9 protein-coding genes and 2 pseudogenes are annotated in these 12,863 nt (G+C 72.5%); 5 read left to right on the top strand and 6 right to left on the bottom strand.

What is annotated here, in order from left to right; genetic code table 11:
* Positions 1-45: 45 nt before the first annotated feature.
* Positions 46-1,713 (top strand): sodium:solute symporter family protein, encoded by a 1,668-nt coding sequence (locus SNE206_RS18075; protein ID WP_407914419.1) that lies wholly within the window; start codon positions 46-48, stop codon positions 1,711-1,713.
* A 36-nt stretch (positions 1,714-1,749) separates the two neighbouring features.
* Positions 1,750-2,256: a hypothetical protein gene (locus SNE206_RS18070; protein ID WP_407914418.1), complete on the top strand. Its 507-nt coding sequence runs from the start codon at positions 1,750-1,752 to the stop codon at positions 2,254-2,256.
* A 133-nt stretch (positions 2,257-2,389) separates the two neighbouring features.
* On the opposite strand, the gene SNE206_RS18065 is transcribed toward SNE206_RS18070, so the two are convergent.
* The 3 genes from SNE206_RS18065 to SNE206_RS18055 all read right to left on the bottom strand — a co-directional run bounded on the left by SNE206_RS18065 (position 2,390) and on the right by SNE206_RS18055 (position 4,362).
* Positions 2,390-2,968 carry a YdeI/OmpD-associated family protein gene (locus SNE206_RS18065; protein ID WP_407914417.1) on the bottom strand — a complete coding sequence of 193 codons (579 nt, stop codon included), beginning with the start codon at positions 2,966-2,968 and terminating at the stop codon, positions 2,390-2,392.
* Between the two features lie 29 nt (positions 2,969-2,997).
* On the bottom strand, positions 2,998-4,023 hold the full coding sequence (locus SNE206_RS18060; protein WP_407914416.1) for a LacI family DNA-binding transcriptional regulator: 1,026 nt from the start codon (positions 4,021-4,023) through the stop codon (positions 2,998-3,000).
* 180 nt (positions 4,024-4,203) lie between these two features.
* Positions 4,204-4,362 carry a hypothetical protein gene (locus tag SNE206_RS18055; RefSeq protein ID WP_407914415.1) on the bottom strand — a complete coding sequence of 53 codons (159 nt, stop codon included), beginning with the start codon at positions 4,360-4,362 and terminating at the stop codon, positions 4,204-4,206.
* A gap of 295 nt (positions 4,363-4,657) precedes the next feature.
* On the opposite strand from SNE206_RS18055, the pseudogene SNE206_RS18050 reads away from it, so the two are divergent.
* Positions 4,658-5,137: pseudogene (locus tag SNE206_RS18050) on the top strand (UDP-N-acetylglucosamine 2-epimerase); the annotation flags it as partial.
* Between the two features lie 60 nt (positions 5,138-5,197).
* On the opposite strand, the pseudogene SNE206_RS18045 reads toward SNE206_RS18050, so the two are convergent.
* Positions 5,198-6,142 (bottom strand): annotated as a pseudogene (locus SNE206_RS18045) (histidine kinase dimerization/phospho-acceptor domain-containing protein); the annotation flags it as partial.
* Between the two features lie 553 nt (positions 6,143-6,695).
* On the opposite strand from SNE206_RS18045, the gene SNE206_RS18040 reads away from it, so the two are divergent.
* Positions 6,696-7,907, top strand: coding sequence for a GH12 family glycosyl hydrolase domain-containing protein (locus SNE206_RS18040; RefSeq protein ID WP_407914414.1), 1,212 nt, complete (start codon positions 6,696-6,698; stop codon positions 7,905-7,907).
* Positions 7,908-8,263: 356 nt separating this feature from the next.
* Here SNE206_RS18040 and SNE206_RS18035 read toward each other — a convergent pair whose 3' ends face one another.
* A complete protein-coding gene (locus SNE206_RS18035) occupies positions 8,264-9,481 on the bottom strand; it encodes a hypothetical protein (RefSeq protein ID WP_407914413.1) in 1,218 nt (405 codons plus the stop codon).
* Between the two features lie 119 nt (positions 9,482-9,600).
* The gene (locus tag SNE206_RS18030; protein ID WP_407914412.1) at positions 9,601-11,241 is read right to left on the bottom strand and encodes an endo-1,3-beta-xylanase; all 1,641 of its coding nucleotides are present in this window, start codon (positions 11,239-11,241) and stop codon (positions 9,601-9,603) included.
* A gap of 303 nt (positions 11,242-11,544) precedes the next feature.
* Between SNE206_RS18030 and SNE206_RS18025 the strand changes: the two genes are divergently transcribed.
* A complete protein-coding gene (locus SNE206_RS18025; protein ID WP_407914411.1) occupies positions 11,545-12,837 on the top strand; it encodes an extracellular solute-binding protein in 1,293 nt (430 codons plus the stop codon).
* Positions 12,838-12,863 lie beyond the last annotated feature (26 nt).

Below are 12,863 nucleotides of genomic sequence, written 5' to 3'. Positions count from 1 at the left end.
GCGCGGGCTGTCGGCCCGGCCACCGAGGAGAGGGGTCACCGACCGATGCCGACCCAACTGGCAGGCGCGATGCGCCTGGACGTCGACTGGCTCGACTACGCGATACTCGCCGTCTACTTCGCCGTCGTACTCGGCATCGGGCTCGCCGCACGGCACTCCGTCCGCACCAGCCTGGACTTCTTCCTGTCCGGCCGCTCGCTGCCCGCCTGGATCACCGGCCTCGCGTTCGTCGCCGCCAACCTCGGCGCCACCGAGATCCTCGGCATGGCCGCCAACGGCGCCCAGTACGGCCTCTACACCGTGCACTGGTACTGGATCGGCGCGATCCCCGCGATGGTCTTCCTCGGGATCGTGATGATGCCGTTCTACTACGGCTCCAGGGTGCGCAGCGTGCCCGAGTTCCTGCTGCGCCGCTTCGGGCCGTCCTCGCACCTGCTCAGCTCGATCATCTTCAGCGTCTCCTCGGTGCTCATCGCGGGCGTCAACCTCTACGCGCTGGCGATCGTCATGAAGGCGCTGCTGGGCTGGTCGCTGTGGCTGTCGATCGTGGTCGCGGCGGCGTTCGTCCTCGCGTACATCCTGCTGGGCGGGCTGTCGTCCGCGGTGTACAACGAGGTGCTGCAGTTCTTCGTGATCCTCGCCGCGCTGATCCCGCTGACCGTCGTGGGCCTGAAGCGGGTCGGCGGCTGGGACGGCCTGAGCGGCAGCCTGGGCTCCGCGCACGGCGGCGACTTCATGACCGCCTGGGGCGGCACGGGCGTCGGCAGCGACAACCCGCTGGGCGCCAACTGGCTGACCATCGTGCTCGGTCTGGGCTTCGTCATGAGCTTCGGCTACTGGACGACCAACTTCGCCGAGGTGCAGCGCGCCCTGTCGGCCAAGAGCGCCTCCGCGGCCCGCCGCACCCCGCTGATCGCGGCGTTCCCGAAGATCCTCATCCCGGCCGTGGTCGTCGTCCCCGGCCTGATCGCCGCCGTCGTCGAGCCGAACCTCGGCAAGGACGGATCGCAGTACAACGACGCGATCCCGATGCTCATGGGCGAGTTGCTGCCGAACGGCGTGCTCGGCATCGCCGTCACCGGCCTGCTCGCGGCGTTCATGGCCGGCATGGCCGCGAACATCTCCTCGTTCAACACCGTGTTCACCACCGACATCTGGCAGCCCTACGTCAAGCCGCGGATGTCCGACGCCCACTACCTGCGGGTCGGCCGGGTGGTCACCGTGGTGGGCGTCGTCGCCGGCATCGGCACGGCGTTCATCGCGTCCTCGTTCAGCAACATCATGGCCTACCTCCAGACGCTGTTCTCGTTCTTCAACGTGCCGCTCTTCGCGGTCTTCATCCTCGGCATGTTCTGGAAGCGGATGTCGCCGGCGGCCGGGTTCTGGGGGCTGCTCGCGGGCACCGCGGCGGCGATGCTCAACTACTTCTGGCTGTACCGGGGTGGCGTGATCTCGATCCCCAGCGACCAGGGCGCCAACTTCGTGTCCTCGATCGTGGCGTTCGTGGCCGGTGTGGTCGTGAGCGTCGCGGTCACGCTGATGACCCGGCCCAAGCCGGCGGAGGAACTGCAGGGACTGGTGCACGGCACCCGCGCGCCCGACGCGGAGGAGCCGGCGGAGCCCGGCGACGCGGTCTGGTACCGCCGCCCGGCCGTGCTCGGCTGGGCCGCCGTGGTCGCCGCCGCCGCCTGCTACGTGCCGTTCTGGGCCTGACCGGGCCGTCCCACCACCAGCGAAGGAGCCGTCACCATGTCCGACCACCACACCCACGGCCTCGACGGAGGCATCGGCGGCCTCGACGGAGGCACCGGCGGGCCCGTGCCCGGCGCCGGTCCGGCCGCGCCGGGGCAGCCCGCGGCGGCTGCCGCGCAGCAGGTGTCCGCCTCCGCGGCCCGGCTGTTCGACATCCGGCGCGTCATCGGCGGCCTGTTCGTGCTGTACGGCGCCGTGCTGACCGTCGTCGGCGCCACCGACTCGGCCGCCGAGATCGCCAAGGCCCAGGGCATCCGGATCAACCTGTGGACCGGGCTCGGCATGCTCGCCCTCGGCGCCGCGTTCCTCGTCTGGCTGCGACTCAGCCCGACCGAGCCGCCCGCCGGCTCCGCCGAGGACGGGCCCGGGAGCGGGAGCGGGAGCGGGAGCGGGAGCGGGAGCGGGAGCGAGGCCACCGGCGGGGGCGGCCCGGCGCCGTCGGCCGGGCGTACGGCGACGGGCACGGTCCCGGCACCGCGGGAAGAACCGGCCACCGGGGAGTAGCGCCGCCGGAGGCGGCCGGGCGGCGGGGCGGGGTACCGGACAGGTGCCCCGCCCCGCCACCGCACGACAGCCGCCACCGTGCGACAGCCGTGGCCGCACGGCAGCCGCCGCCGTGCGACAGCCGCGGCCGGGCCTACGGCGTCCCCCGACCCTCCGTCAGCAGCCGGAGGGCGCGCTCCAGCCGCTGCTGCCGGGCCTCCGGGGTGAGCGCCTGCAGCAGCGGCAGCATGACGAGGTAGCGCGCCGTGCGGTCGAGCGCCTCGAAGGTCCGCCGGGCGGCCGGGTCCGCGTCGAACGCCGCCGCGAGGTCGGGCGGCACCTCGGCCGTCCGCTGCGATCCGTAGGCCGCCGCCCAGCGGCCGTCCTCCTGCGCCCGGCGCACCTCGGCGAGGCCCGGTTCGCGCATCCGGCCCTCGGCGGCGAGTTCGGCGACCTTCTCCACGTTGACCTGCGACCACAGGCTCCGGGGCCGGCGCGGCACGTACTTCTGCAGGTAGAACCGGTCGTCGAGGGAGCGCCTCCGGCCGGAGATCCAGCCGAAGCACAGGCCGGTGTCGACCAGTTCGTCCGAGGTGACGGACGGGATGCCGGACCCCTTCTTCGCCACCCGCACCCACACGCCCTCGTGCCGTGCGTGGTGCTCGCCGAGCCAGCGCTCGAACGCCCCGGCGTCCGCGAACGCGACGACCTCCGCACCGTCGATCTCGTCCACGGGCGCCGGGTCGGCGGCGGGACGCCGCCTCAGCACCCCTCCCCCACGGGCCGGCCGGCGCTGGACTCCCGGACGACCAGGCGGTGGCCGGGCCTGGCCCGCCTCGGCTCGCCGGCCCCGGCGCCCGTCAGCCGCTCCATCAGGGAGTCGACGGCGAGCCGCGCGATGGCCGCCTTGTCGGGGGCGATGGTGGTCAGCGGCGTCCCGGTGAAGCGGGCCTCCTCGATGTCGTCGAAGCCGACGACGGCGACGTCGCCGGGGATGCGCAGCCCCCGGTCGGCGAGGGCGCGCATCGCGCCGACCGCCATCGTGTCGTTGTAGGCGAAGACCGCGTCCGGGCGGGCGTCGCGGTCGAGCAGGGCCGCCATCGCCCGGGCGCCGTCCTCCCGCCCGTACGCGTCGGTGCCGACCACGAGGTCGTCCCCGCACGGGAGTCCGGCGGCGGTGAGCTCCTCACGCCAGCCGCGCAGGCGCAGGTGCGCGGGGCGGCGGGCGCTCTCCCGGCGTGCGCCGAGGAAGGCGATCCGGCGGCGCCCGAGGTCGATCAGGTGGCGGACGGCGAGCCGCGCGGCGGCGACGTTGTCGATCGCGATGTGGTCGTACGGCGCGTCGTACTCGCGCTCGCCGAGCAGCACCAGCGGCGCGGTGTCGGTGCGGGCGAGGAGGTCCTCCGTCTCCAGCTCGATGGGGCTGAGGATCAGGCCGTCCATGACGTGCGCCCGGAAGCCCTGGCAGACGAGGACCTCCTGGTCGCGGCGGCCGCCCGTGTGGTCGAGGAGCACGGTGTAGTCGTGGCGGGCGGCGGCGTCGATGACGGCGCCGGCGAGTTCGGCGAAGTACGGGTTGCCGAGCTCGGGCACGGCCAGGGCGAGGATGCCGGTGCGCCCTTTGCGGAGGTGGCGGGCCGTCAGGTTGGGCCGGTAGCCGAGTTCGTCGATCGCCCGCTGCACCCGCTCCCGCATGGCGGGGGTGACGTGCTGATAGCCGTTCACCACGTTGGAGACGGTCTTGATCGACACGCCGGCGCGCAGGGCGACGTCCTTCAGGCTGACCACGGTGTTCCTCTCGGCGGGCGGTTCGGCCGGCGGAGCGGCTGGCCGCGGCCCGCCGGGGCCTCGGGGACATTTCTACGCCGTCCGGGGCATCCCGCGCGGTACTCCTGCACGAGGTCGACCACAACCGGAAGGCGGTGGCCGGGGGACGGGCGGTCAGGGCGCCCGTCGGCCCCGGCGCGGTCAGCCCTGCCGGTGCCGGGCGGCCCCGGCGGGTCCGGCCGGCCGGGCGGGCCGCAGGTCGCGGCGTCCGCGGTGCCGGGGGACGTGCCCCGGCGCGGTCGCCGTGAGCACCGCCGCCAGCACCAGCGGGGTGACGAGCAGCACCATGACGAGACTCATCGCACACCTCCGTGTCGGGACCTCTTCGAGCGTCCGTCTGCCCGCAACGGGCCCGCCGCATACGCAGGATCCCGCGAACGGCCGAACCGGCACCCCGGCGGCCACCCCGGCGGCCACCCCTGCGCCCGTCCCGCCGAGCGCCCGCGGACGGCCCGGCGACGTCCTGAGGAGATCTTGAGGTTCGGCAGACCCGGGCCAGAGGTCCTGTCGGCACCTTGGGGAGCAGGCCGAAGGTCCGGGCCCTCGGTCCACCCCCGACAGCCCCGCAGCAGCCGCACCGAGCCAGGAGACCGCCATGCCCGCCGCTTCCCTGCCCCGCCGCCGCAGCTCCGACCAGGTCGGCGACGTCGCCGTCGTCCTGGGCACCCGGCCGGAGATCATCAAGCTGGCGAGCGTCATCCGCGGCCTCGGCCGGCGGGCCCGGGTGGTGTGGACCGGCCAGCACTTCGACGCCGACCTGTCCGACCGGTTCTTCGACGGGTTCGGCCTCCCCCGGCCGCACCTGCGGATCGACGGGGTGGGCGGCACCGGCCGGGGCGCCCAGATCGGCACCATGATCAGCGCGATGGACCGGCTCTTCGCGGCCGACACCCCGCATGCGGTCGTGGTCCAGGGCGACACCAACAGCACCTCCGCGGGCGCCCAGGCCGCGCACTACCGCGGCGCCGCCGTGGTGCACGTCGAGGCGGGCCTCCGCTCGCGCGACCGCGCCATGCCCGAGGAGATCAACCGCCAGCTGGTCGGGGTGCTGTCCGACCTGCACTGCGCGGCCACCCCGCAGAACGCCGCCAACCTCGTCGCCGAGTCCGCGGCTGATCGCCAGGCCCAGACCGGCCCCGCCCGGGTCGCCGCCCGCGGTGCGCCCCAGGCGCACGAACTTGTCGAAGACCCGCCGGAGGTCCTCCGGAGGGATGCCCCGGCCCTCGTCGTGCACCTCCACGACGGCCTCCGGTGCCGGGCCGGGTCGCCGCCCGGCCACGACGTGCACCCGGGTGCCCGCCCCGGAGAACTTCACCGCGTTGCCCACGAGGTTGCCGAACACCTGCACGAGACGGTCCCGGTCGCCCATGACGGGCACCGGGTCGCCCGCCACCGAGAGCACGACGCGCCGCCGCGCCGCCTCCGCCTCCAGGCCCGCCACGGCGGCGGCGGCCGCGGAGGTCAGGTCGGTCGGGAGGCAGCGCAGCGGCAGGGACCCGACGGCCAGCCGCTGCACGTCGAGGATGTCGTCGACCAGGCGGCGCAGGCGTCCCGTGTTGTCCTGGGCCAGCGACACCAGCTTCTCGTCGCGCGGGCTGCCGACGTGGCCGTCGAGCAGTTCGAGGGCCGCGTTGACGGCCGAGAGCGGGGTGCGGAGCTCGTGGCTGACGACGGCGACGAACTCGTCCTTCAGCCGGTCCGTCTCACGGCTGGCCCGGCTCATGTGCACGACGCCGATCTCGAGTTCGGCCCAGGCCGCGAGATCGGCCAGCGCCGCCAGGTCGTCCGCGCCGACCGCCCGGGGCTGCAGGTCGACGACGCAGAGGGTGCCTAGCAGGTGTCCGGACGGCCCGGCCAGCGGGCACCCGGCGTAGAAGCGGATCCCGGGCGGGCCGGTGACGAGCGGGTTGCCGCTGAAGCGGGGGTCGAGGGTGGCGTCCGGCACGACGAGCTGCCGCCCGGCGGCGACGGCCCGGGAGCAGAACGAGACGCTGCGCGGCTGCTGGGTGTCCGTCACACCGACGCACGACTTGTACCACTGGCGGTCCCGGTCGACGAGCGAGATCATCGCGATCGGCACCCGGAGCACGCGCTGTGCCAGCCGGGTGATCCGGTCGAACCGCTCCTCCCTGGGCGTGTCCAGGATCGCCAGCGCGTGCAGGGCGGCCAGCCGGTCCTTCTCCTCGTTCGGACAGCGTGCTGTCGCCCGGCGGCTCCGCCGGTTGCGCGGCCATCGCGTGGTCCTCCCTCCGGACGGCGTCCCGGCCCACCACGCTCGCCCGCCCGGGGCCGGGCCGCAACCGGCGGACCGGGTCACGGGAGGGCCGGCGCCCGGTCCGGGCCGGGGGCGGACCGCACGGCCGAGGGCGGCCGCGGCGGCGGCGTGGTGCAGCGGCACCACCGGGAGCGTGTGGGCCCGGCACGTCCCTGTCAATGCAGTCGGGCCATATTTGGGAGCGCTCCCACAATGTTTCGAAGAATTAGGCCGCTTGACCTGCACCGATGGGAGCGCTCCCGAATCTTCTGCCCGACGGCTTCCGAACCGCCGCCCGCGCTCCTACCGTTTTCGGCACGCACCCGGGCCGGCGCAGCCCGCCGTCCGGCATGCCCCCGCACCCACCCACGGAGGATCCATGACCTCGTTACTCGGCCGCGTACGCTCCGCCCTCACGGCCGTCGCCCTGCTGGTCGGTGCCGCCGTGCTCCCCACCGCCGTGGCCCCGCCGGCCCAGGCCGCCACCCAGCTGTGCGACACCTTCGGCTCCGTCCCGATCTCGGGCGGCCGCTACATCGTGCAGAACAACAACTGGGGCGACAGCACCCAGCAGTGCCTCTCCGTCACGGACACGGGCTTCACCATCTCCTCGGAGAGCCACAACAGGCCCACCAACGGCGCTCCGGCGTCCTACCCGTCCGTCTACGCGGGCTGTCACTACACCAACTGCACCAGCGGCAGCGGACTCCCCCTGCAGGTCAGCGCCTTCGCCAACCCGCAGACCAGCGTCGCCTACCGCACCGTCAACGGCGGCGAGTGGGACGCCGCGTACGACATCTGGTTCGACTCCTCCGCCAACCCGTCCGGCCAGAACAACGGCGCCGAGCTGATGATCTGGGGCAGCCACCGCGGTGCCCCGCAGCCCGCCGGGCAGAAGATCGGCACCGCCAACCTCGCGGGCGCCGGCTGGGACGTCTGGGAGGGCCGCCTCACCAACGGCGGCACCGGCTGGAACGTCGTCTCCTACGTGCGCCAGCAGGGCACCAACTCCCTGCAGGTGAACATCAAGGACTTCACCGAAGACTCCGCCAACCGCGGCTACCTGAACCGCAACTGGTACATGACGAGCGTGCAGTTCGGCTTCGAGCCGTGGATCGGCGGCACCGGCCTCGGCGTCGACTCGTTCTCCTTCACCACCAACGGCAGCGGTGGCGGTGGCGGCGGCGGCGGTGGCACGGGCAGCACCGTCGTCGGCCAGGGCAGCAACCGCTGCCTCGACGTCCAGGCCGCCGGCACCGCCGACGGCACGATCGTGCAGCTCTACGACTGCAACGGCAGCGTCGCCCAGAAGTGGCAGCGCTCCGGGAACACCCTGGTCAACCCGAACTCCGGCAAGTGCCTGGACGTCGCCGGGCAGGGCACCGCCAACGGCACCCAGGTACGCCTGTGGACCTGCCTCAACAACGGCGCCCAGCAGTGGCAGATCAACGCCAACGGCACCTGGGTGAACCCCAATTCGGGCAAGTGCCTCGACGCCGCGGGCCAGGGCACCGCCAACGGCACACGGCTCCAGATCTGGGACTGCTACGGAAGTGGCACCCAGCCCAACCAGGTGTGGTCGCTCCGCTGATCCCACCTCGGCCCGCCCACCTGGACGGGAACGGGGCGGGCAGGGTACAGGTCCCTCCGTACCCTGCCCGCCCCTTCACGTCCCCGCCCGCCCCTTCACGCCTCACGGCGGCCGGTGCCGTGGCCCCGGGCGGGGCCGTACGGATCGGCACTCTGCACGTCCCTCCCGAGGGTGGCCCCCCGCATCTCGGACGCCACCGGCACCGCTCCCGTGACCGTGACCGGGCGCGACGGGCTGCGGGAGCGCCGTGCAGCGACGGCGACGGAGCCGCCGCCCGGCGGCGTACTCGCCGGGCGGCGGCCCTCGTGCGTGCGTGCGCGGTGCGGACGGTGCCGGGGTGGAGCAGGTGCTACGGGTCAGCGGCAGTGGGTGGTGAAGCCGTTCGCCGCGAGGCCCTGGCAGAACGCGGTGCGGGCGGCGGCGTACCGGGAGATGCGGCCGTCGACGAACCAGGTGGTGTCCGGGGGGAAGTCGAAGGTGCCGTCCGGCACGGCGTCCCAGCCGTAGCGGAAGTCGAGGTCGATGTAGGTGACGGCGGTGACGACGCGGGAGAGGTCGTACGTGCCGGACTGGTTGGGGATCGGGCCGTTGTAGTTCAGCAGGCCGAAGAGACGCTGCATCCAGAGCGCGCCGCGGGCCTGCTCCATGCCGTCGGTGGCGCCGTTGTCGGCGGTGAAGTTCATCATGCCGCCCTCGGAGACGATCATCGTCTTGCCATGGTCCTTGGTGAACTTCATCATGCCGAGGACGTTGCCGTCGTAGTCCCAGTTCTTCCAGATCGCGGCCGGGTTGCCCCAGCTGTCGGTGCCGATGTACGGGTTGCGGCACTGCAGGGTGCCGGTGTCGTAGTTGTTCGGCGGGGTGCCGTTCCAGAGGTAGCCGTGGTCGTAGATCGGCAGGCAGAGCTCGTGCGCGAAGACCGAGACGCCGATCCGGTCGGTGACCGCGTCACCGGGGTAGAGCTGAGCGTACTCGCCGCGCACCGGGTGGTAGACGTACTGGACGTTGCCCTGGCGCTTCTGGCCGCCGATCAGGGAGCGGATCCGGGCGAACGCCCCCTTGTACGAGGAGCAGCTGCTGTCGGTGCAGTGGTAGGCGCTGCTGACCTCGTAGTCGATGCGGAGCAGGAACGTCGCCTGCGGGTACTGGTTGACGAAGGCGATCAGGGTGGCGAAGCGGTCGGTGTACCGGCCGTCGGCGAGTTCCTGGGTGACGGCGCGCGAGCGGGCGGCGCGGTCGCCGCCGGTGTAGCCGGGCGGGTTGTCCTTCCAGCTGATGCCGATCTGCACGGTGCGGCCCTGGGAGGCGAGGAAGGCGGCGTAGTCGCGGTGGGCGGGCGACACCCAGGTGCCGGAGGCGACCTCGTAGTAGACGGAGCCGCCTGCGGGGGCGTCGGTGACGGTGCTCATGTCGTCCCAGGCGGCCTTGGTGGACTGGCCGGCGAGCAGGATGCGCTGGGGCGGGGTGGCGGCGCCGGCCTGCGGCGCGGTGGCGAGGAGCAGGCTCGCGAGGAGGGCGAGCAGCAGGAGCGGCAGGGTCAGCAGGCGGACCGGCCGGTGCTGGGTGGGGGGCACGGGGTCTCCGGGGTGGGGAAGTGGGGGGGTGGGGGTTCCGGGGTGGGGAAGTGGGGGGGTGGGGGTGGGCTGCGGCCCGGCCCGCCCGCGCGGGCCGGGCCGCAGGTTCGGGGGTGGTGTCAGACGGTGACGGTGTAGGTGGGGGTCGACACCTGGAACGTCTGGTCGGAGCGCTGGTAGTCGAACCAGTAGGTGACCTTGTCACCGGACTTCAGCGTGACGGGCTGCTCCCAGCGGCCGGCGCCGGAGTTCCAGGTGAGGAAGTAGTTGCCCTGGGTGCCGCCGTTGACGGTGTAGTGCACGGTGACGAAGGTGGCGGTGAAGCCGGCCGGCTTGAACCAGATCGCCGGGGAGGAGCCGGTGGCCACGCCCTGGGTGTACGGCGCCTGGCTGCCGCTGGGGCTCGGCGAGTTGGTCGGCGACGGGGAGGCCGTCGGGGAGGGCGAGTTGGTCGGCGACGGCGAGTTCGACGGGGTCGGGGAGCCGGACGGCGGGGGCGGGGTGGAGCCGCTGCCGTTCACCCACTGGCCGCCGCGGAGCTCGTTGAGGAAGTTGGCGAGCACGGTCGGGTCGGCCTGGACGCGGGAGTCGCCCCAGTAGCCGTTGGAGCAGCCGGTGCCGCCGGCGGAGGCGCCGTCGGCGCACTGCCACAGGGTCTGGCTGTCCCAGTCGGTGTTGATGTAGGCGGCGGCGCGGATGACGTCGCGGTTCTGGTTGATCCAGGCGAAGTACGGGGCGTACCACTCGTTCCAGATGGTCTGGCCGGTGGCGGCGGTCTTGTTCTTCTTGAAGATGCAGCTCTTGGTGTGGGCGCCGGTCTGGTAGCCCTGCGGGGCCGACTCGGCGATCATCACGGGCTTGCCGTGCGAGCGGGCGAAGTCGAGGACGCGGTTCTGCAGGGCGACGGGGGCGGTGTCGTAGCTGCTGCAGCCCCACTGGGTGGCGAGGGAGCCGGAGTTGTAGAACGAGGAGAGCGCGACCCAGTCGACGTACTGGTCACCGGGGTACCAGTTGTTGTAGTGGTTGGGGTCGGTGACGACGTAACCCCACTCGGGGTGGTCCGGGTTGGCGTTGAGCGGCCAGGCGGCGCTCTGCCAGACGGTGGCGACGTTGTCGGCGCCGAGGGCGTCGATGCGGCCCTTGATGTAGACGAACGCCTGCTTGTAGAAGTCGGCGCTGTAGCAGTTCCACGGGCCGTCGAACTCGTAGCCGATGCGCAGGTAGACCGGGCGGTTGTAGCCCTTGAGCGAGGTGACCATCTGGTCGACCTTGGCACGGTACTGGCTGATCAGGCTGGGGCTGCCGGCGGTCACGTCGGCGTCGTTGCGGCCGATGACGGCGCGCAGCGGCTGGTTGTTGCAGCCGCTGGTGGCGTCGGAGAGGTACAGGCCGACGGCGAGCGAGGAGCCGGGGTAGGCGGCGAGCGTGGAGTTGAAGTCGACGCGGCCGGCGCCCCAGTCCGCGGGGCCGACGATGCCGGCGAGCGGCTCGGGGGTGCCGCCGAGCACGAGGTTGGTGTAGAGCGTGACGCCGCCGGGCTTGGGCGCGTTGAGCGAGGCCTTGTCGACGACGTCGGTCTTGTACTGGGCGAGGGTGTCGCTGTCCTGGCCCATGATCGACAGGATCTTGCCGTCGGCGGGCAGGTTGCGGGCGCTGACGGCGGCCTGGGCGGGCTGCTGCAGGGCCGGCGCGGCGAGGACGGCGGCCGCGGCGGCGAAGGCCGCGACGGCGGCCAGCCCTGCTCTGCGGAGGGGGCGCATGGAGGTGCTCCTTGGCGTTCCGGTGGGTGGGCCTCGAATGGTGCTGACCTTCGAATCCTCGCGTCAACAGTGTCGTAAACATTCGTCCGTTTTCGCAGCTCGCAGCACGTCACTCCGAAACAGGAATCCGGCTACGACACGGCCTTAACCCAGTTGCGACCTGCCAATTGCTCCGAAACTTGTATCGAAACAGTTGACACCAAGTTTCGATGAACGGCAGGTTGTGCACGGCGCCGCTGCCGGTCGGACCGGCCGGATCCGGCGCCTCCCCCACCCTTCTCCCGCCCCTTCCGGAGGCTCGCCATGGGTTCCCCCCGTGCCCGCAGATCCCTCACGATCGCCGCCGTCGCCGCAGCGACCGCCCTGCTCGCCACCTCGTGCTCCTCGGGGAGCGGGTCCGGCGACTCCGCCGGCGGGAAGATCACGCTGACCGTCGCGACCTTCAGCGACTTCGGCTACAAGCCGCTGATCGCGGAGTTCGAGAAGTCCCACCCGAACATCACGGTCAAGGAGCGGCTCTCCCAGCTCGACCAGCACCACAACAGCCTCTCCACCCAGCTGTCCTCGGGCAGTGGCGCGGCCGACATCGTCGCGATCGAGGAGGGCTACATGCCCAAGTTCCGCGAGGTGAAGGACAAGTTCGCCAACCTCGCCGAGTACGGCGCGAAGGACCGCAAGGACGCCTACCTGCCCTACAAGTGGGCGCAGGCCACCGCGGGCGACGACTTCGTCATGGGCTACGGCACCGACGTCGGCGGCCTGGCGATCTGCTACCGCAAGGACCTCTTCCAGCAGGCCGGCCTGCCCACCGACCGCGCCGAGGTCGCCAAGCTGTGGCCCACCTGGGACGCGTACTTCAAGACCGGCGAGACCTTCCGCTCCAAGGTCGCCGACCACGCGTGGTTCGACTCCGCGGGCAACGTCTTCACCGCGATGATGAACCAGACCGAGTTCGGCTTCTTCGACGGCTCCGACGCCTACATCGGCGACACCAACCCGAAGGTGAAGCAGTTCTTCGACGCCACCGGCGGCGCCGTCGAGAAGGGCCTGTCGGCCTCGCTCCAGCCGTTCAGCCAGCAGTGGAACGCGGGCATCAAGCAGGGCCGGATGGCCACGATGACCTGCCCGGCGTGGATGACCGGCCTCATCCAGTCCGCGGCCGGCCCGGAGGCCGCCGGCAAGTGGGACATCGCCGCGGTGCCCGGCGGCGGCGGCAACTGGGGCGGCTCGTTCCTCACCGTCCCCAAGCAGAGCAAGCACGTCAAGGAGGCCGCCGAGCTCGCCGCCTTCCTGACCTCCCCCGAGGCCGAGAAGGCGATCTTCCAGGGCCCGGCCGGCTCGCTGCCCTCGCTCACCGACGTCCTCAAGGACCCGGCCGTCCAGGGCACCAAGCAGCCGTACTTCGGCGACGCACCGACCGGCCAGATCTTCGCCGCGTCCGCGAGCGACCTCAAGCCGAGCTTCCGCGGCACCAAGGACCAGCAGGTGCGCGTGCCGTTCGGCAACGCCCTCGGCCTGGTCGAGCAGAAGAAGTCGTCCACCACGGAGGCCTGGGAGAAGGCCCTCACCGAGGCCAAGAAGAGCCTCTCGCACTGACCCGGTGGCGCCGGGGCCCCCCCCCC

Source organism: Kitasatospora sp. NE20-6, assembly GCF_045862635.1.
This window is presented reverse-complemented; position numbering and strand designations above follow the sequence as displayed.